This is a genomic window from Microbacterium neungamense (assembly GCF_024971095.1).
In the GTDB taxonomy this organism is placed as follows: domain Bacteria; phylum Actinomycetota; class Actinomycetes; order Actinomycetales; family Microbacteriaceae; genus Microbacterium; species Microbacterium neungamense.
This window is the reverse complement of the sequence record NZ_CP069717.1, coordinates 967964-987688: the sequence shown is the minus strand read 5'-3', so window position 1 is coordinate 987688 and position 19725 is coordinate 967964. Positions and strand designations below refer to the sequence as shown.

Sequence of the window (19725 nt, the reverse complement as noted above, 5' to 3'; positions counted from 1 at the left end):
GTCAGACCGTCGCGGAGACCGGTTCCGCGGCCGCGCGCTCGACCAGCGGCCGCCGGCCGACGACGGTGCCGGCGGTGAGCGCGGTGCCGAAGAGGACCAGGGCGTTCAGGCCGTGCAGCAGGGCGAGGAACGTCAGGCCGTGCCCGAGGATGCCGAGCGTCACCTGCAGACCCACCAGCAGCACGATCGCCACGGCGAACGCGACCGCCTTGGGCGCCTTGACGAAGAACGACAGGATGAGCAGCACGATCGACACCAGCGGGATGACGTACATCCCGTTCATGCCGTGGATCATGAGGCCCAGGAACTCCGGCACGGGCGGCGGCGCCGCGGCGCTGGGATCGATCGTCCCTCCGCCGAAGATGTAGGCCGCCAGGCCGGCCGACGCCCACGCGTGGCTGGCCGCCTGCACGGCGACGAGCGCACACACGAGATACGCGAGCACACGATAAGCAGTTCGCACGATGACCCCCAGGTTCATCGGCCGGCCGGAGCATCCGCCGGTCCCCCCTCCGCGACCGTGCGGAGGGACATGCCAAGTACACTCCGCCGAGTCTACGCGTGTCAACTGTTTGCCCGAAAGTACGGAAATACGATCTGAACGGGGACTTCCCGTTCGAGTGATTCGCGCCCGGCTGGGGCCGTTCTACGCGGTCGGAAACGCCGCGGGAGGGTGGTCAGCGCTCGTCGTCGTCCTCGTCGTCGTCGCGACGGTACGGGTCGGCGTCGCCGGCGTGGGTCGCCGCGGATGCCAGGCGGGCGACCTCCTCATCCCGCTCGCGCGCCTGCCGCAGCAGATCGGCGATGTGATCGGCCGTCTCGGGCAGGGCATCCGGGATGAACTCCAGCGTCGGGACGAGGCGCACGTTCAGCTGACGGCCCACCTCGCGGCGCAGCATCCCGGTCGCGGAGGTGAGCGCGGCGCCGCTGGCGATGCGCTCCTCCTCGCTGCCGAGGACCGTGTAGAACACGGAGGCGTGCTGCAGGTCGCCGGAGACCCGGACGTCGGTGATCGTCACGAAGCCGAGCCGCGGGTCGCGCAGGCCCTTCTCCAGACGCTCGGCGAGGATCACGCGGATGCGGTCCGCGAGCCGTGCCTGTCGTTCTCCAGCCATCTTCCTACCTCTTTCCTACTTACCCCGCACAGTACAGCGACGACGGGCCGGAACGTGCGGAGGCGGCTGCCTTCCCGGCGCGAGCATCGGGGTGCCCGCGAAGCGGGCGGGGCCCCCGCTCTGCGAGCGATGGGAAGGCAGCCGCCGGAGCAGCCGTCAGATCAGCCGCGAGGCTTCTCGACCAGTTCCGTGGTCTCGATCTCGTCGCCGATCTGGATGTCGTTGTACTTGCCCAGGCCGATACCGCACTCGAAGTCCGTCCGGACCTCGGTCACGTCGTCCTTGAAGCGGCGCAGCGACTCGATGGCGAGGCCATCGGCGATGACGACGCCGTCGCGGATGACGCGGGCCTTGGCGTTGCGGGTGATCGTGCCGGAGCGGACGATGCAGCCCGCGATGTTGCCGAACTTCGAGGAGCGGAACACCTCGCGGATCTCGGCGACACCGGACTGGACCTCTTCGAACTCCGGCTTGAGCATGCCCTTGAGAGAGTTCTCGATCTCGTCGATCGCGTTGTAGATGACCGAGTAGAACCGGATGTCCACGCCCTCGCGCGCCGCGGCCTCACGGGCCTTGGTGTCGGGGCGGACGTTGAAGCCCACGATGATCGCGTTGTCGATCGTCGCGAGGTTCACGTCGGACTCGGTGATCGCACCCACCCCGCGGTGGATGATCCGCAGCTGGACCGAGTCGTCGACCTCGATCTTGAGCAGCGACTCCTCCAGCGCCTCGACGGCACCGGACACGTCGCCCTTGATGATGAGGTTGAGCGTCTCGACCTTGCCCTCTTCCAGAGCGCGGGTGAAGTCCTCGAGCGAGATGCGCTTGCGAGCCTTCGCCAGCTGCGCGTTGCGCTCCACGGCCTCGCGCTTCTCGGCGATCTGACGCGCGGTGCGGTCCTCGTCGGTGACGATGAACACGTCGCCGGCGCGGGGCACCGAGTTCAGACCCTGCACCTGCACCGGGCGCGACGGGGCGGCGGCCTCGACGGCCTCGCCGTTCTCGTCGAGCATGGCGCGGACGCGACCGTACGCCGTGCCGGCGACGATCGCGTCGCCGACGCGCAGGGTGCCGGACTGGATCAGCACGGTCGCCACGGCGCCGCGGCCCTTGTCGAGCTTCGCCTCGATGGCCACACCGCGTGCCGCCTTGTTCGGGTTGGCGGTGAGGTCCAGACCGGCGTCGGCGGTGAGCAGCACGGCGTCCAGGAGCTCCTGGATGCCGGTGCCCTGACGCGCGGACACGTCGACGAACATGACGTCGCCGCCGTACTCCTCGGCCACCAGGCCGTACTCGGTCAGCTGCTGGCGCACCTTGGCCGGGTTGGCCTCGGGCTTGTCGACCTTGTTGACCGCGACCACGATCGGCACACCGGCCGCCTGGGCGTGGTTCAGGGCCTCCACCGTCTGCGGCATGATGCCGTCGTCGGCGGCGACCACCAGGATCGCGAGGTCGGTCACCTGCGCACCACGGGCGCGCATGGCGGTGAACGCCTCGTGACCCGGGGTGTCGATGAAGGTGATCGCGCGCTCGATGCCCTCGTGCTCGGTCCACACCTGGTACGCACCGATGTGCTGGGTGATGCCGCCGGCCTCGCCCTCGATGACGTTGGTCTGGCGGATCGCGTCCAGCAGGCGGGTCTTACCGTGGTCGACGTGACCCATCACGGTCACCACCGGCGGGCGGATCTCGAGGTCCTCCTCGTTCTCCTCCTCGAGCTCCTGCTCCAGGTTGAGACCGAAGCCCTCGAGGAGCTCCTTGTCCTCGTCCTCGGGCGAGACGATCTGGACCTTGTAGCCCAGCTCGGCGCCGAGGACCTCGAAGGTGGCCTCGTCCAGCGACTCGGTCGCGGTGGCCATCTCACCGAGGTTGAAGAGGATCGTGACGAGGGTGCCGGGCTGCACGGTGTAGCCGGTCAGCGCCTCGATCTTGTCCGCGAAGTCGGCGATGGAGGCGCCACGGCGCATCCGGATGATCTCGCCGTTGCCCTTCTGGACGTTGACGCCGCCGACGACCGGGGCGTCCCGCATCTCGAATTCCTGGCGCTTCGCCCGCCGCGACTTGCGCTGCTTGCTCTTGCCGCCGCCCTTGCCGAACGCGCCAGCCGTGCCGCCGCCGGGACCGCGGCCACGGCCACCGCCGGGACGGCCGGCGAAGCCGCCACCGCCGCCGGGACGCTGGAAGCCGCCGCCGGTGCCGGCGCCGCCGGGACGACCCGGACCGCCGGAGCGCTGCTGGAACGGCGCGCCGGGGCGACCGCCCTGGCCGCCGCGAGCGCCGCCGGGACGACCCGGTCCGCCCGGACGCGGAGCGCCGATGCGGGGCGAGCCGGGACGCGGGGCCTGCGGACGCGGGATGTTGCCCGGCGTCGGGCGCTGGCCCATGCCCTGCTGCGAGGAGAACGGGTTGTTACCAGGACGCGGTCCAGCCGGACGCTGGCCCATGCCCTGCGCCGACGAGAACGGATTGTTGCCCGGACGCGGGGCGCCGGGACGCGGAGCGCCGCCACCGGGCTTCGGGGCGTTGCCGCCGGGCTTGGGCGCGGCGGAGCCGGGCTTCGGCGCGGGGGCGGCCGGGCCGGGGGCCGGTGCGGCGGGCTTCGCCGCGGGGGCCGCCGGAGCGCCGGCTGCGGGAGCCGGTGCCGCCGAGGCTGCCGGCGCCTCCGGGGCGGCCGGAGCGGCGGGCTTCGCCGGGCCGGGCTTGGGCCCGGGGGTCGAGGTCGCGGGCTTCGCGGCACCCTGGGTCTTCGGGGCGGGCTTGGACTCCGCCTTCGCGGCGGCGGGCTTCGCCGCCGGGTCCGCCTCGATCGCCGCACGCAGCTTGCGCGCCACCGGCGGCTCGATGGTCGAGGACGGGCTCTTCACGAACTCGCCGAGCTCCTTGAGCTTGGCGAGCGCGAACTTGCTGTCGACGCCGAGCTCAGCGGCGATCTCGTGTACACGTGGTTTGGCAGCCACAATTCTCCTGTCTGGGTCGGTCGGCCCAGACAGGGCAGACCATTAGTCGCGGACGGGTCTCATTTCGAGCCGTTCACTTTGTTTCCATAGCCGTTCAGCCGTTTCTCGATGGTCTGCATGTCCTCGCCCTCGGGGAAATCGAGCGGCGGAGACACACGGAGTGCTCGTGCGAAAGCCCGGCGCCGCAGCGCGGCCTCCAGGCATCCGGGCGTCGGATGTAGCCACGCTCCCCGGCCCGGCATCACGGCGCGCTCGTCCAGGACGAGCTCTCCGTTGACGGCGACCACCCTGATCAGGGCGGAGCGGGGAGCGCGCAGGCGACAGCCGACGCACGTTCGTACGGGTTCCATCCTACACCTCGAAGCTGCGCCCCGGTCTCAGCGCCTCACTCCATCACGCTGTCGGGCTGGATGTCGATCTTGGCGCCGGTGAGCTTCGCGGCCAGGCGGGCGTTCTGCCCTTCCTTGCCGATGGCGAGCGACAGCTGGTAGTCGGGCACCAGGGCGCGGACCGCCTTCGTGCCGGCGTCCAGCACGAAGGCGCTGCTCACCTTGGCCGGTGACAGGGCGTTCGCGACGAAGGTCGCCAGATCCGGGCTGTAGTCGACGATGTCGATCTTCTCGCCGGCGAGCTCCTCGGTCACGGCGCGGACGCGGCGGCCCATCTCGCCGATGCAGGCGCCCTTGGCGTTGACGGAGGGGTCGTTCGCGCGCACCGCGATCTTGGTGCGGTGGCCCGCCTCGCGGGCGAGCGAGACGATCTCGACGAGACCGCCGGCGATCTCCGGCACCTCGAGCGCGAACAGCTTGCGCACCAGGCCGGGATGCGTGCGGGAGACCGTGATCGACGGGCCCTTGGCGCCCTTGGCGACGCTGGTGACGTACACGCGCAGGCGCGACCCGTGGGTGTACTCCTCGCCGGGGACCTGCTCCTCGGGAGGCAGGATCGCCTCGACCGAGCCGAGGTCGACGTGGATCATCCGCGGGTTGGGGCCCTGCTGCACGACGCCCGCGACGATGTCGCCCTCCTTGCCGCGGAACTCGCCGAGCACGGCGTCGTCGGCGAGGTCGCGCAGGCGCTGGCTGATGACCTGCTTGGCGGCGTAGGCGGCGATGCGGCCGAAGTCCTCGGGAGTGGTCTCCTCCTCGCCGATGATCGCGCCGTCCTCGTCGCGCACCGGCTGCAGCACGGCGACGTGCCCGGTCTTGCGGTCGAGTTCGACACGGACGCCCTCGGGGACGGTTCCCTCGGCGGAGACGTGCTTGCCGTATGCCGTCAGAACGGCCTGCTCGATGATCGCGACGAGTTCGTCGAAGGGGATCTCCTTCTCCTTCTCGATCCCGCGCAGCAGCCCCAGTTCGATGTCCATAGCGGCCTCCCTATTCAGCTCTCACCGCGGGCAGACTTCCCCGCGGGCATCCGTACAGGATAGCCGACGCGGGGGGGCGCGGAGCAGCCGCCGGCGCTGCGCCGATCACGCGGGACCGGCGGAGTGGCGCCCGGGTTCGTTCGCGGGCCCTGGGCGTGCAGGACGAGGCGGGGCCCGCCCGACGGCGGCCCCGCCTCGTGTCATGCGGATCAGCCGCGGTACACCTGCACCACGGACGGCCGGGGCGCGTCCGGCACGTCGCCGGGGGCGGTGGAGCCGTAGTCGGGGAACAGCGAGCGCGGGGCGCCGAACTCGCCGTCCTCGCCGGGGTGCTGCACGGCGACGAACACCAGGCCCTCACGGTCGTGGATCACCGGGCCGCAGGTCTCGGCGTCCCGCGGGACGGCGAGGAACTGCTGCACGTGCCCGCGGTGCTCGCCCTCGAGCGGCACCTTGAACAGGCCGTCGTTGCGCCCGATGGTGCTCGGCGCGCCGTCGGTGGAGATCCACAGGTTGCCCTCGGAGTCGAAGGCGACGTTGTCCGGGCAGGAGATCGGCGAGACCAGCTCCTTCGGGAAGCCGGCGAAGTAGGCGTGCTCGAAGGACGCCGGGTCGCCGCACAGCATCAGCACGCTCCAGCCGAACGTCTCCCCGCCTGGCCGGCGGTCTCGGTGATCTCCAGGATGTGGCCGTAGCGGTTGCCGGTGACCGGGTTCGCCTCGTCGGCCACGGTGCGGCGGGTGTTGTTCGTGAGCGCCACGTAGACGCGGCCGGTCTGCGGGTGCGGCTGGACGTCCTCCGGGCGGTCCATCTTGGTGGCGCCGACCGCATCCGCGGCGAGACGCGTGTACACCAGCACCTGCTCGGTGGTGAACCCGGGCATCGCGCTCTCGCCGTTGCGGGTGAGCGCGATCCACTCCCCCGTGCCGTCGAAGGCGCCGTCGGAGGGCAGCGCGCCGGAGCCGTCGATCTCGGATGCCGGCGAGTTGCCGCGGAACCGCGCCACGTACAGGTCGCCCTCGCTGAGCAGGGTCAGGTTCTTCTTGCGCGAGCCGGAGATGCGGTTCTTCGACACGAACTTGTAGAGGTAGTCGTTGCGCTCATCGTCGCCCATGTACGCGACGACGCGGCCGTCCTCGGCGACGTGCACATTCGCACCCTCGTGCTTGAACCGGCCCATCGCGGTGTGCTTGCGCGGCGTCGAGGTGGGATCCTGCGGATCGATCTCGACGATGTAGCCGAAGCGGTTCGGCTCGTTCACGTAGCCGGGGTCGTGGGCGTCGAAGCGCGGATCGTACGTCTCCCACCCGGTCGAGGTGGCGCTCGTGCTGGAGCCGCTGTAGCGCTTCTGCTCGGGCGTGTCCGCGGCCCAGGCGAAGTAGCCGTTGAAGTTCTCCTCGCCGGAGAGGACGGTGCCCCACGGCGTGGTGCCGCCGGCGCAGTTGCCGAGCGTGCCGTGCACCCAGCGACCCTCCGGGTCGGCGGCTGTCTTCACCAGGTCGGACCCGGCAGCCGGTCCGGTCAGCTCGAACACGGTCTCCACCGTGATGCGGCGGTTGCGCTTGCCGTCCACGACGTACTGCCACGGGTCGCCGACCCGGTCGCGGCGGATCTCCAACACCGACATGCCCTGCGCGGCCTTGTAGATGTCGCCGCGGCGACGCAGCTCGGCCGGGTCGGTGGTGGCCGGGAACATCAGGTTCGGGTTGACGTACTCGTGGTTGTTCACGAGCACGCCGGTCTTGCCGCTCGGGTCGGCGAGGATGTCGAGGTAGTCGCAGTTGTAGCCGAACTGGCGGGCCTGCGCCTCGGGGGTCTGGGCGTCGATGTCGAAGACCGGCGCGTCGGAGAACAGCCGGTCGCCCCAGCGGATGATCGGCTTCCAGGTGTATCCGGCGGGCACCGAGACCGCATCGATCGTGGCCGGGACCGGCGGGATGGCCTCGAAGGCGAGGCCGGCCGTGCCGGGGCGGCCGAACGACGCGCCCGCGCCGGCGGCGCCCGCCGCGGCAGGAGCGGAGGTCGGGGTGCCGCGCCCGACGCCGACGACGGCGGCGACGGCACCGGTGACGCCGAGTCCGAGCAGGGCGCGCCGCGAGAAGACCGCGGAGGCGATGGAGCGGAAGTGCTCGTTGTCGGAGGTGTTGCACTCCGGGCCGAGGCAGGCGCTCGCGCACTTCAGCGCGCAGGTCACCGGCGAGCGCTTGCCGCGCGCGTGGTCGGCGCCGGTGGCCACCAGCGGCAGGCTGCGGCGGATGTTGTCGATCAGGGGCATCGGTTCCTCCAGGGGCGGGTCGTGCATGCGCGGGTCGTGCATGCGGCAGGTTCCTCCCCCGAGGTGACCGGCGCGTGATCGCCGCCTGAACTCTCGCTCAGCGTGCCGAGGGCAGCTCGTTGATCGCGCGGATCAGCGTGTGCAGCGATCCCACCGCGCGCTGCTTGAGGGTGAGCACCAGGCGCGGCAGCTCCACGGCGTCCCCGTCCGACCGCTCCACCGGGAGCGGGCCGCTGCGGGCGATCGAGCCGTCCGCCAGCATGTCCGCGAACCGCTCGTTGAGGGCCGCGATGTCGGCATCCGTGGGCTCGTGCACGAGACGGAGGACGAGCTGGTCCCCCACCCAGCGCAGCGAGTCGTAGTTGCGCCAGAACCCGGTCACCTCGGCGACCGCGCGCTCGACGGAGTCCGTGACCAGCACGCGGTCGAGATCGTCCGGGGAGATCACCCCGGCCGGCACCATCTGCTCCTGGACGAAGCGGCGCAGGCCCTCCCAGAATCCGCCGCCGGGCGCGTCGAGCAGCACGATCGGCATCGGCTCGGCCTTGCCGGTCTGCTGCAGGGTGAGCAGCTCGAACATCTCGTCCAGGGTGCCGAATCCGCCCGGCAGGCAGATGAACCCGCGGGACTCCTTCATCAGCATGAGCTTGCGGGTGAAGAAGTACTTCATCGAGACGACCTGGGCGTTCTCGGCGACGATCGAGTTCGCCTTCTCCTCGAACGGCAGCCGGATCGACACGCCGAGCGACATCTGCGCCCCGGCGCCCTCGGCGGCCGCCTGCATGATCCCGGGACCGGCGCCCGTGACGACCATCCAGCCGTCCGCGGCGAGCGCAGCGGCGACGTCGCGGGCCTGCAGGTAGAGCGGGTCGTCGTGGCGGGTGCGCGCGGACCCGAAGACGGTCACCTTGGGCACGTCGTGGAACGGCCGGAACAGCCGGAACGCATCCCGCATCTCGCTGAGCGCCGCGGACGCGATCTTCAGGTCGAGCCGGTCGGTGTGCTCGATCCCGAGCATCAGGCCGGTCTGCAGCATCCGCGCCACCAGGGCCCGATCGGATCGGATGCCCGCGTCGTCGAGCAGTGCGGTCACGTCGCGGCGGAGACCCTCCGGCAGGGATGCATCAGTCATGTCCCCAGCCTGTCACGCGAGGCCGCTCGCGGGGTGCAGCGGTCAGCGGATGCCGCGCAGATACGCCACCACGGCCGCGACGCGCCGGTGGCTGCCGCCGGAGCGGTCGAGGCCGAGCTTGGTGAAGATCGCGGTGGAGTGCTTCTCCACTGCGGACAGCGAGATGTGCAGCATCCGGCCGATCTCGGCGTTCCCGTGACCCTCGGCCATCAGGGCGAGCACCTCCCGTTCGCGGGGCGTGAGCCGCGCCAGCCCCTCGGCGTCGGCGGCGAGACCGGCGGTGCCGATGCCGGTCCTCGCGGCGCCGGCGGATGCCGTCGTGGCCGGGCGGCTCCCCGCGATCAGAGCGACCGGCAGCGAGGAAGGCGGCCGTCGCGAAACCCCCGGAGACCACGGCGCCGGCGGCCAGCAGCAGCCCGACGAGCGCGAGCGCCGCGAGCGGAAGCGTGAGCCGCCCGCGGATGTCGCGACCGTCGCGGACGAACCGGACGATCGCGATCACGGCGGCGACCAGCGGCAGTGCGAGGACGACGGCCGAGGCCGTCGCGATCCACGGCGGCAGGACCGCCGCGATCGGACCGTACTCGCCATCGCCGAGCACGGCGGGCGTGGGGCCGGCGAGGGCCGCGGCGACCGGGACGACGAGTGCGGCCAGCGCCGACCAGGCGGGCCGCGGCACAGGACCCGCCGGATAGCCGGCGGCGAGGACGACCAGCAGCGCGAACCCGGCGACGAAGAGCAGCTGCGACAGCAGATGCCACCACGCGGCCGCGGCGGGGATCACCCGTGCGGCCGCCGACGCCGCGAACGCCAGCAGGTGCGCGGCCCCGAGCGCGACGAGCAGACGGCAGCTGAGGTCGGCCGCCCGCCACAGCGGACCCAGGAGGCCGGCCAGCACGAACAGCGCCGGGACGAGCAGCGCGGACTCCACGCCGCCGACCACCGCCCCGGCGAAGACCAGGGCCGCCGGCGCGAGCGCCGCCGGCACCAGGGTGGCCGCGGTCCACGTGGTCGCCGCCCGGCCGGCTGCCGGCCGGCGAGCAGGATCGCGCTTCCTCCGCCGCTTCATCCGCTCAGTATGACCACTCCGCGCCGGTCCGGGGCGGCCTCCGCGGCATCCGTCCGGAGAAATGCGGTCGACCGCACCCCCTGTTGCGGTCGCCGCAGTGCCGCGCGGCGGTGCGACGGCATAGCGTCACGGCATCCGGTCCCCGATCGAAGGAGTCCTCATGTCCGCCACCGCCCTCGCCCACGCGCCCGCCGCCGACCGCCGCCCGCGGGTCCGCATCCGCACCGGTCAGGTGCTTCTGAGCGTGCTGTTCGCGCTCTGCGCGATGATCGCCGCGTCGACCGCGTTCGCCGACGACCCGTTCGAGCCGGCGGCCGTGGTGCTGATCGCCTCGTTCGGATGCCTCGCGGCCGTGCTCGGCGCGGCGATCGTCTGGAGCCTGCCGGCCGCACCCCGGCTGTGGTGGGCGCTGTGGGCGCTGCCGGGCTTCTTCGTGCGGCACGTCGCGGCGCTCGGCACGTGGGTGCCGGATGCCGTGTTCGCGGTCGCCGCGACCGCGGGAGTGCTGCTGGCCAAGCCGGCGCGGGCCAGGCCGGCGCGGGACTGAGCCGCGACCGGTGCTGCGCCTCAGCGGGCGGACAGCCGCGTCACCGCTTCCTCGACGGACAGGGTGTCGCGGTCGCCGCTGCGACGGTCCCAAAGCTCGACCTGGCCGTCCGCGGCACCGCGTCCGACGACGAGGATCCGCGGCACGCCGACGAGCTCGGCGTCGCCGAACTTCACGCCGGGAGACACCTTGGGCCGGTCGTCGTAGAGCACGTCGAGGCCGGCGCTCTCGAGCTCGGCGGAGACGCGCTCGGCGAGCTCGTACGCGAGCTCGTCCTTGCCGGTCGCGACCACGTGCACGTCGAACGGAGCGACGGACGCCGGCCAGATCAGGCCCTTCTCGTCATTGTTCAGCTCGGCGAGGATCGCGAGGATCCGGGTCACGCCGATCCCGTACGAGCCCATCGTGACGGTGGCGAGCTTGCCGTTCTCGTCGAGGACCTTCAGGCCCAGCGTCTCGGCGAAGAAGCGGCCGAGCTGGAAGACGTGGCCGATCTCCATGCCGCGGGCGAGCTCCACCGGGCCGGAGCCGTCCGGCGCCGGGTCGCCGGCGCGGACGTTCGCGATCTCGACGGTGCCGTCGGCGACGAAGTCGCGGCCCGCGACGAGCGAGTGCACGTGCTTCTCGTCGATGTTCGCGCCGGTGATCCAGCGGGTCCCGTCGACGACGCGCGGGTCGACGAGGTAGCGGATGCCGGTGGCCGACTCCTCCCCGAGGATCGGGCCGGTCTCCGACCACGGTCCGATGTAGCCGCGCACCAGCAGCGGGTGGCGCTCGAAGTCGGCATCCGTCGCGGGCTCGACCGCCGCAGGGGCGAACGCGACCTCGGCGCGCTTCTCGTCGACCTCGCGGTCGCCGGGGATGCCGACGACGACGAGCTCGCGGGTGCCGTCGAGGTGGGTGAGCGCGAGCACGACGTTCTTCAGCGTGTCGGCGGCGGTGTACTCCCCCTCGAGCACCTCGTTGGCGTACGCGACGAGCGTGTCGATGGTGGGCGTGTTCGGGGAGTCGAAGACGACCGGGGCCGGCGCGTCGTCCCACGCGATGGGTTCGGGCGCGATCGTGGTGAACGCCTCGACGTTGGCGGCGTAGCCGCCGGCGCTGCGGACGAACGTGTCCTCGCCGACCGGCGTGGGGTGCAGGAACTCCTCGCTGCGGGCGCCGCCCATCAGACCGTTGTCCGCCGCGACGATGACGTACTCGAGGCCGAGCCGCTGGAAGATGCGCTCGTAGGCGTCGCGCTGCGCCTGGTAGCTGGCATCCAGCCCGGCATCCGTGACGTCGAAGGAGTACGCGTCCTTCATCGTGAACTCGCGGCCGCGGAGGAGCCCGGCTCGCGGACGCGCCTCGTCGCGGTACTTGTCCTGGATCTGGTAGATCGTCAGCGGCAGGTCCTTGTACGAGGAGTAGAGGTCCTTCACCAGCAGGGTGAACATCTCCTCGTGCGTGGGCGCGAGCAGGTAGTCGGCGCCCTTGCGGTCCTGCAGGCGGAAGATGCCGTCACCGTACGACTCCCACCGGCCGGACTGCTCGTACGGGTCGCGCGGCAGCAGGGCCGGGAAGTGCACCTCGAACGCGCCGGCGGCGGCCATCTCCTCGCGGATGATCTGCTCGAGCCTCGCCTTCACCCGCAGGCCCAGCGGCAGCCAGGTGAAGATGCCCGGCGCGGTGCGCCGGATGTAGCCGGCCCGGACCAGGAGCCGGTGGCTGGTGACCTCCGCATCGGCGGGGTCCTCACGGAGCGTGCGCAGGAAGAAGTTCGTTAGGCGAGTGACCACCCGTCGATTCTAGTGACGCGCGGGAGGCGGCCGGAACGGCGGCGGGTGCGGATGCCCGGGATGCGGGCTGCCGGTGCGGATGCCCGGTGCGGCATGCCCGGGGTGCCTCGGCGCGGGGCATCCGCCGTCCGCGTCGGGAGCGGATCGTAGGCTGGCGTCATGCCTCAGCTCCGATCGCACGTCGCCCCGTCCGCCGCGCAGAGCGAGCTGGCCGCCGCCCTCGCCGCTCTGCGGGAGTCGCTCGATGCGCCGGAGGAGTTCCCGGCGCAGGCCCTCGCCGAGGCGGAGGCGGCGCGTCCGGCGGAGACCGGCCGCGACCTGCGCGAGGTGCCGTTCGTGACCCTCGACCCGGCCGGCGCACGGGACCTCGACCAGGCGTTCCACCTCGAGGGGTCGGATGCCGGGTACCGCGTGCGCTACGCGATCGCGGACGTCCCGGGGTTCGTCACCCCCGAGGGGGCCGTGGACCGCGAGGCGCGCCGGCGCGGGCAGACCCTGTACGCCGCCGACGGCACGATCCCCCTGCATCCGCGAGTGCTCAGCGAGGACCGGGCGTCCCTGCTGCCCGGCGTCGACCGTCCCGCACTGGTGTGGACGTTCGACCTGGACGACGCCGGCGCGGTGACCGCATTCGGCCTGGAGCGCGCGCTGATCCGCTCTCGCGAGCAGCTGGACTACGTCTCGGCGCAGGTCGCAGTCGACCGCGGGGATGCCGGGCAGCTGTCGCTGCTGCGCGAGATCGGCACGCTGCGTCAGGAGCAGGAGCGGCGCCGCGGCGGCGCCAGCCTGAACATCCCGGATGCCGAGGTCGTGCAGGACGCGGACGGCACGTACGGCATCCAGCGTCGGCATCCGCTGCCGGTCGAGGACTGGAACGCGCAGCTGTCGCTGATGACCGGGATGGCCGCGGCGGCGCTCATGCTGGAGGCGGGGATCGGCGTGCTGCGGACCATGCCGCAGCCCAGCGAGGAGGCGTTCGAGACGTTCCGCCGGAGGACCGTGGCGCTCGGCCGGCCGTGGACCAGCGGGCGGTACGGCGAGTACCTGCGCAGCCTCGACCGGAACGACCCGATGACGCTGCCCGTGCTCGAGGCGGCCGCCTCGCTGTTCCGCGGGGCCGGATACCTCGCCTTCGACGGGGAGGCGCCCGAAGACGCCGTGCAGGCGGCGATCGCGGCGCCGTACGCGCACGCGACCGCGCCGCTGCGTCGGCTGGTCGACCGCTGGTCGCTGGCGATCTGCCTGGCCGTGACGCAGGGCCAGGCGGTGCCCGAGTGGGTGCGCCGGTCGCTCGCCGAGGTGCCCGCGCTGATGGAGGCGTCGGCGCAGCGGGCGTCGCGGCTGAACGCGGAGACGCTCGACCGGGTCGAGGCGGCGCTGCTGACGCCGCTGGTGGGCTCGCGGCTGGAGGGGACGGTGATCGAGCCCCGTGGCGAGGGCCGGGCGAGTGTGCAGTTCGCCGAGCCCGCCGTGACCGTGGCCGCTCCGGTGCCGGACGGGACGGCCCCCGGCGAGACGGTGTCGCTGCGCCTCGTGCGCGCCGACATCGCGAACGGCACCGTCGACTTCGAGCTCTGACCGGACGCCCCGGTCGTTGAGCGAGGACGCGCGCAGCGCGACCGAGACGAAACGCCCCGCGCACCCCCGGTCGCCCTCCCCCGGTCGTTGAGCGAGCACCGGCGCAGCCGGAGCGAGACGAAACGCCCCACCACGCCAGGTCGCCCTCCCCCGGTCGTTGAGCGAGGACGCGCGCAGCGCGACCGAGACGAAACGCCCCGCGCACCCTCGATCACGCGGCGCAAGCGCGGGTCGGCGAGCCAGCCGAGCCGGCGCACCACCCGTCGCCCGAGCAGGCCGATCATCAGCAGCGTCCCCGCGAGCGCGACGGCGTAGGCCGTCACGTACAGCACCCCCTCGGCGAACGACACCGGCAGCACCGCCGCGACGATCAGCGCGTAGGTGGGGCTGCAGCTCGAGAACACCGGCCCCAGGGCGGCACCGGTCAGCACGTCGCCGAGCGCCCCGCGACGGGATCCGGATCCCTGCAGCAGCTCGCCGCTGCGCTCCTGCCACCGGAACCGGGCGGAGAGCCGGTCCCAGAGAGCGGGGAAGATCAGGTCGACGCCGAGCAGGATGATGAGCGCCCCGGACACCGCCTGCCACGCCGCGGGAGGGACGCCGAGCAGCGCCGTCGTCGCCTTGAGCGCCAGCGTGAAGACCACCACGCTCACCGCCAGAGATGCGGCGATGACGTACGGGCGGAAGCGACTGCGCGTGCCATCCGCGACGGCCGCGCCCCCGACGATGACCGGCAGCAGCGGCAGCACGCACGGGGCGGCCACCGTCAGCACCCCGGCGGCGAGACTGAGCAGGAGGGATGCCGTGATCGCGGTCTCACGGGGCCGCGGCGAGCAGCGAGGCGATCGACGGGTCGTCGTACAGGACCGCGCTGGACAGCTTCCGCCCCTCGTCGTCCACGTACACGACGGTGGTCTGCCGGGTGACCCCGTACTTCTGCCGCAGATCCACCCTGTCGTCGTAGTCCACCTTGAACACGGTCATCCCGTCGGGGACGCCGGCGCTGCGCAGCTCCTCGTCCAGCGCCCGGCACTGCGGGCACCAGGAGGCGTGGAAGAACAGCACCTTGGTGCCGGAGACGGCCTCGATCGCGCCGTCGTCGTAGTCGCGGTACACGCCGGGGGCCGGTGCGGCGGTGTCCTCCGCCCCGGGTTGCGGCGGGGTCTCGGATGCCGACGGCTGACCGGATCCGGATGGGGTGTCGCTCGGGGACGCGGACGCCGTCGCGGACGGCACAGGGTCATCGGCTCCCGGCGGCGCCGCCCCGGCGCATCCGCTCAGGCCGAGCGACAGCACGACGACGACGAGACACGTGGCGATACGCATGGCGCCTCCCGGGCATCCGTCCCCCTAGGGACAACGGTACGCCGGCACCCGCGCGAACGGCAGGGCAGGTGCTTAGGCCGTGACGACCTGGGCGGTGCCGATGGGCGCGTCCGGACCCATCTCGGCGGCGATCCGGTTCGCCTCCTCGATCAGCGTCGGCACGATCTCGGCCTCGGGCACGGTCTTGATGACCTCGCCCTTCACGAAGATCTGGCCCTTGCCGTTGCCGGAGGCGACACCCAGGTCGGCCTCGCGAGCCTCGCCGGGACCGTTCACGACGCAGCCCATCACCGCGACGCGCAGCGGCACGGTCATGTCCTTCAGCCCCTCGGTCACGCTGTCGGCGAGCGAGTAGACGTCCACCTGCGCGCGACCGCAGGACGGGCACGACACGATCTCGAGCTTGCGCTCTCGGAGGTTCAGCGACTGCAGGATCTGATGGCCGACCTTGACCTCCTCCGCGGGCGGGGCGGAGAGGGAGACGCGGATGGTGTCGCCGATGCCCTCGCCCAGCAGGATGCCGAACGCGGTGGCGCTCTTGATCGTGCCCTGGAACGCGGGGCCTGCCTCGGTGACGCCCAGGTGCAGCGGCCAGTCGCCGCGCTCGGCGAGCATCCGATAGGCCTTCACCATCACCACGGGGTCGTTGTGCTTGACCGAGATCTTGAAATCGTGGAAGTCGTGCTCCTCGAACAGCGACGCCTCCCACACGGCGCTCTCCACGAGCGCCTCCGGCGTGGCCTTGCCGTACTTCTCGAGCAGGCGGCGATCCAGCGAGCCGGCGTTCACGCCGATCCGCAGCGACACGCCCGCGGCGGCGGCCGCCTTCGCGATCGCGCCCACCTGGTCGTCGAACTTGCGGATGTTGCCGGGGTTCACGCGCACGCCCGCGCAGCCGGCGTCGATGGCCTGGAAGACGTACTTCGGCTGGAAGTGGATGTCGGCGATGACCGGGATCTGGCTCTTCTTCGCGATGATGTGCAGCACGTCGGCGTCGTCCTGAGACGGCACGGCGACGCGCACGATCTCGCAGCCGGATGCCGTCAGCTCGGCGATCTGCTGCAGCGTGCCGTTGATGTCGGTGGTCTTCGTCGTGGTCATCGACTGCACACTGACAGGCGCGTCACCGCCGACGAGCACCTTGCCGACCCGGATCTGGCGGGACTTGCGACGCGGGGCGAGGACGTCGGGGACGCGCGGCATCCCAAGGTTCACTGCTGGCACGCCTCAAGCCTACGACGCCAGGATCGACGGAGGCTGGGTGCCCCGATGTGGTAGTTTCAGGCGCGTGAACGTCCCCGCATGGTGGCCCGCCGTCTAGGCGGTGTGTTCGCGTACTCACAGACCGCCCACCAGGGCGGTCTTTTCGTCTGGCCGCCCGGAATCCAGGAGAACCATGAAGCTGGCCGACCCCAGCACCTCGTACGTGCTCATCGCACGCGACGGCGCCGACACCGTGGAGCTGCTCACCGGCGAGGTGGTCGACGTCGACCTGCTCGCCGACATCCCGCTCGACGACGACGGCAGCGCCCGCGAGGTGTTCGCGATGGTGCCGTACCGGCAGGTGCGCGAGCGCGGGTTCGAGGCGCAGGACGACGGCACCCCGCTGCGCTGCCTGCTCGTCGCGACGCACGAGCACATCCCGACGGCAGAGCTGCTCGCCCAGCTGCCGGATGCGCCGATCCCGCTGCGCGACGGCGGCTTCGACCTGTCCGACGAGGAGTACGCCGGGATCGTGGAGCGGGTGATCGCCGACGAGATCGGCCGCGGCGAGGGGGCGAACTTCGTCATCCGCCGCGACTACACCGCCTCCTTCGACGGGGACGACCGCACCGCCGCGCTCACCTGGTTCCGCGCGCTGCTCGAGCACGAGCGCGGCGCTTACTGGACCTTCGCGGTGGTCACCCCGGGTCACATCGCGGTCGGCGCGAGCCCGGAGGCGCACGTCGTCGCCCGCGACGGCGTGGTCACCATGAACCCGATCTCGGGCACGTTCCGGCATCCGGCCGGCGGCGCCACCAAGGAGTCGCTGACGGAGTTCCTCTCCTCCACCAAGGAGACCGAGGAGCTGTTCATGGTGGTCGACGAGGAGCTGAAGATGATGAGCGCCGTCTGCTCGGACGGCGGGCGCATCACCGGACCGCACCTCAAGGAGATGTCGCGCCTCACCCACACCGAGTACATGCTCCGCGGCCGCAGCCGGCTCGACCCGCGCGACGTCCTGCGCGAGACCATGTTCGCCCCGACCGTGACCGGCTCCCCCATGCAGAACGCGTGCGCCGTCATCCGCCGGCACGAACGGGAGCCGCGGGGCTACTACTCCGGCGTCGCCGCGCTGTTCACCCCCAACGCGCACGGCGGACACGACCTCGACGCCCCCATCCTGATCCGCACCGTGTACATCGACGGCGGGCGCCTGCGGGTGCCGGTCGGCGCGACCCTGGTGCGGCACTCCGACCCGCTCGGCGAGGTCGGCGAGACGCACGGGAAGGCCGCGGGCGTGCTGGGGGCGATCGGCGCGATCGAGCGCGACCACGTCGCCGAGGCGCAGGAGGACCCGGATGCCCCGACCGTGCCGCGTCCGCTCGCCGACGACCCGGAGATCGCCGCGCTGCTCGCCTCCCGCAACGCGAGGCTGGCCGACTTCTGGCTGCAGCCGCAGGAGGCCCCGGGCACGGGTCCGTTCGCGGGGCACCGCGCACTCGTGGTGGACGCCGAGGACCGGTTCACCACCATGCTGGCGCACCAGCTGCGCCACCTCGGGCTGGACGTCACGATCGCGCCGTGGGACGAGGTGGCGGATGCCGCGGTGGACGCCGCCGAGCTCGTCGTGGCCGGTCCCGGACCGGGCGACCCGCGGGACGGCTCGTCGCCGCGGATCGCGCGGATGCGGGAGGTCGTCGCGCGGCGGATGGATGCCGGGCGCCCGCTGCTCGCGGTGTGCCTGAGCCACCAGATCCTCGCCGACCGGCTCGGCATCCCGCTGGTGCCGCTGAACGCGCCGCATCAGGGTGTGCAGAAGACGGTCCCCGTGTTCGAGGAGGAGGCGTCGGTCGGCTTCTACAACACGTTCACGGCGCGCGTCGCGCCGGGCACCGGCGCTGTGGGGCCCGCGGAGGTGTCGGCGGATGCCGGGTCCGGCGACGTCTACGCGCTCCGCGGCGAGCGCTTCGCGAGCGTGCAGGGCCACCTGGAGTCGATCCTGTCCCGCGACGGCATCCGCACCCTGCACCGGCTGGTCGCGCACGCGCTCGGCTGAACCGTCAGCCGAACAGATCGACCGGTTTCACCAGGTCGGCGATGAGCAGCAGCGCGCCCATCCCGATCAGCACCGCGGCGACGATCACCGTCAGCGGCACCAGGCGCGTGGCATCCACCGGCCCCGGCTCCGGGCGACCGGTGAGGCGCGCCCACGCCCGGCGCAGACCGTCCCACAGCGCGACGACGATGTGTCCGCCGTCCAGCGGCAGCAGCGGGATCATGTTGAACACGAACAGCGCGATGTTGAGCGCGCCGAGCAGGTTCAGCAGCACCACCAGGCGGTTCAGCACCGGGGCATCCGTCGCCGCCACCTCACCGGCGATGCGGCCGACCCCGACGACGCTGAGCGGGCCGTTCGGGTCGCGCTCGCGATCGGTGAACAGGGCGACCCCGATGTCCCACAGCCGCACCGGCAGGGTGGCGATCATCGAGGTCACCGCGCCGGCCTGCTGCAGTGCCAGCGCCGGGCCGGTGCCGATCGGCTGCGCCACGTACGCGACCTGCGCGGACACGCCGGCGTAGCCGACCTCGCGGACCACGGTCCTGCCGTCCTCGGCGAACTCCCGCTCGGCGGTGACCGGGGTGAGCGTCAGGTGCACCTCCTCGCCGTCCCGGCGCACGACGACCGGCAGCGGCTCGCCCGGCGAGGCCTGGATGATCGCCGACGCCTCGGCGAACGTCTCGGTGCGGGCGCCGCCGACGCTCACCAGTTCGTCGCCGGGACGGATGCCGGCCTCGGCGGCCGGCGCGGGCGGGTCGCCCGGGCCGCACTCGGTCGGCTCCGACGCGGCCGGCAGCACGCACTCGCTGACCGCGGCCACGGTCGTCGTGGCCTGCTGGATGCCGATCCCGGAGGCGAGGACCGTGAAGACGAGGATGCCGAGGACGAGGTTCATCAGCGGCCCGCCGAGCATCACCACGATGCGCTTCCACACCGGCAGCCGGTAGAACACGCGATGCTGCTCCCCGTCCGCGATGGTCTCGTCGTTCGCGGTGCGGGCGTCCTGCACGAGGGTGCGGAAGACGCCCTTGGCGGGGCCGGAGACGTCCGACGGCGGATACATGCCCGACATCGAGATGAACCCGCCCAGCGGCAGCGCCTTCACGCCGTACTCGGTCTCGCCGATGCGCCGGGACCACAGCCGGGGGCCGAACCCGATCATGTACTGGCCGACCCGCACGCCGAACAGCTTCGCGGGCACGAGGTGCCCGATCTCGTGCAGCCCGATGGACAGGCCGAGACCGACGAGCATGAACAGGATGCCGCCCAGATACAGCAGGGTTTCCACCCGTCCACGCTAACGCCCCGCACATGCCG

General features: G+C 72.2%; 14 protein-coding genes and 1 pseudogene. 3 read left to right on the top strand and 12 right to left on the bottom strand.

Translation table 11 applies throughout. From position 1 onward, the window contains the following. Position 1: 1 nt before the first annotated feature. The 8 genes and pseudogenes from JSY13_RS04650 to JSY13_RS04615 form a co-directional block, all read right to left on the bottom strand. Positions 2 to 481 (bottom strand): hypothetical protein, encoded by a 480-nt coding sequence (locus tag JSY13_RS04650; protein ID WP_259607861.1) that lies wholly within the window; start codon positions 479 to 481, stop codon positions 2 to 4. Between the two features lie 196 nt (positions 482 to 677). Next, complete coding sequence (gene rbfA / locus JSY13_RS04645) at positions 678 to 1115, bottom strand: 30S ribosome-binding factor RbfA (protein WP_259607860.1); 438 nt, start codon at positions 1113 to 1115, stop codon at positions 678 to 680. 161 nt (positions 1116 to 1276) lie between these two features. Then, on the bottom strand, positions 1277 to 4072 hold the full coding sequence (gene infB / locus JSY13_RS04640; protein ID WP_259607859.1) for a translation initiation factor IF-2: 2796 nt from the start codon (positions 4070 to 4072) through the stop codon (positions 1277 to 1279). 59 nt (positions 4073 to 4131) lie between these two features. Next, the gene (locus JSY13_RS04635; RefSeq protein ID WP_259607858.1) at positions 4132 to 4422 is read right to left on the bottom strand and encodes a YlxR family protein; all 291 of its coding nucleotides are present in this window, start codon (positions 4420 to 4422) and stop codon (positions 4132 to 4134) included. Positions 4423 to 4457: 35 nt separating this feature from the next. Next, positions 4458 to 5441, bottom strand: coding sequence for a transcription termination factor NusA (nusA, locus tag JSY13_RS04630; protein WP_259607857.1), 984 nt, complete (start codon positions 5439 to 5441; stop codon positions 4458 to 4460). A gap of 209 nt (positions 5442 to 5650) precedes the next feature. Continuing rightward, positions 5651 to 7716, bottom strand: a pseudogene (locus tag JSY13_RS04625) (PhoX family protein). 97 nt (positions 7717 to 7813) lie between these two features. Next, positions 7814 to 8848 carry an LOG family protein gene (locus tag JSY13_RS04620; RefSeq protein WP_259607856.1) on the bottom strand — a complete coding sequence of 345 codons (1035 nt, stop codon included), beginning with the start codon at positions 8846 to 8848 and terminating at the stop codon, positions 7814 to 7816. A gap of 42 nt (positions 8849 to 8890) precedes the next feature. Then, entirely contained in the window at positions 8891 to 9058 is a 168-nt protein-coding gene (locus JSY13_RS04615; RefSeq protein ID WP_259607855.1) for a LuxR C-terminal-related transcriptional regulator, read from the bottom strand. 1019 nt (positions 9059 to 10077) lie between these two features. On the opposite strand from JSY13_RS04615, the gene JSY13_RS04610 reads away from it, so the two are divergent. Then, a complete protein-coding gene (locus tag JSY13_RS04610; RefSeq protein WP_259607854.1) occupies positions 10078 to 10464 on the top strand; it encodes a hypothetical protein in 387 nt (128 codons plus the stop codon). 20 nt (positions 10465 to 10484) lie between these two features. Here JSY13_RS04610 and JSY13_RS04605 read toward each other — a convergent pair whose 3' ends face one another. After that, positions 10485 to 12242, bottom strand: coding sequence for a proline--tRNA ligase (locus JSY13_RS04605; protein WP_259607853.1), 1758 nt, complete (start codon positions 12240 to 12242; stop codon positions 10485 to 10487). A gap of 159 nt (positions 12243 to 12401) precedes the next feature. Between JSY13_RS04605 and JSY13_RS04600 the strand changes: the two genes are divergently transcribed. After that, positions 12402 to 13820 carry an RNB domain-containing ribonuclease gene (locus JSY13_RS04600; RefSeq protein ID WP_259607852.1) on the top strand — a complete coding sequence of 473 codons (1419 nt, stop codon included), beginning with the start codon at positions 12402 to 12404 and terminating at the stop codon, positions 13818 to 13820. A gap of 816 nt (positions 13821 to 14636) precedes the next feature. On the opposite strand, the gene JSY13_RS04590 is transcribed toward JSY13_RS04600, so the two are convergent. Together JSY13_RS04590 and ispG are read right to left on the bottom strand one after the other, a co-directional pair. Beyond that, complete coding sequence (locus JSY13_RS04590) at positions 14637 to 15146, bottom strand: thioredoxin family protein (RefSeq protein WP_259607851.1); 510 nt, start codon at positions 15144 to 15146, stop codon at positions 14637 to 14639. 72 nt (positions 15147 to 15218) lie between these two features. Then, positions 15219 to 16370 carry a flavodoxin-dependent (E)-4-hydroxy-3-methylbut-2-enyl-diphosphate synthase gene (ispG, locus tag JSY13_RS04585; protein ID WP_259607850.1) on the bottom strand — a complete coding sequence of 384 codons (1152 nt, stop codon included), beginning with the start codon at positions 16368 to 16370 and terminating at the stop codon, positions 15219 to 15221. A gap of 172 nt (positions 16371 to 16542) precedes the next feature. Here ispG and JSY13_RS04580 point away from each other — a divergent pair, with 172 nt between their 5' ends. Then, positions 16543 to 18405 (top strand): chorismate-binding protein, encoded by a 1863-nt coding sequence (locus JSY13_RS04580; RefSeq protein WP_259607849.1) that lies wholly within the window; start codon positions 16543 to 16545, stop codon positions 18403 to 18405. Positions 18406 to 18409: 4 nt separating this feature from the next. On the opposite strand, the gene JSY13_RS04575 is transcribed toward JSY13_RS04580, so the two are convergent. Next, the gene (locus JSY13_RS04575; RefSeq protein ID WP_259607848.1) at positions 18410 to 19696 is read right to left on the bottom strand and encodes a M50 family metallopeptidase; all 1287 of its coding nucleotides are present in this window, start codon (positions 19694 to 19696) and stop codon (positions 18410 to 18412) included. Between the last annotated feature and the right edge of the window lie 29 nt (positions 19697 to 19725).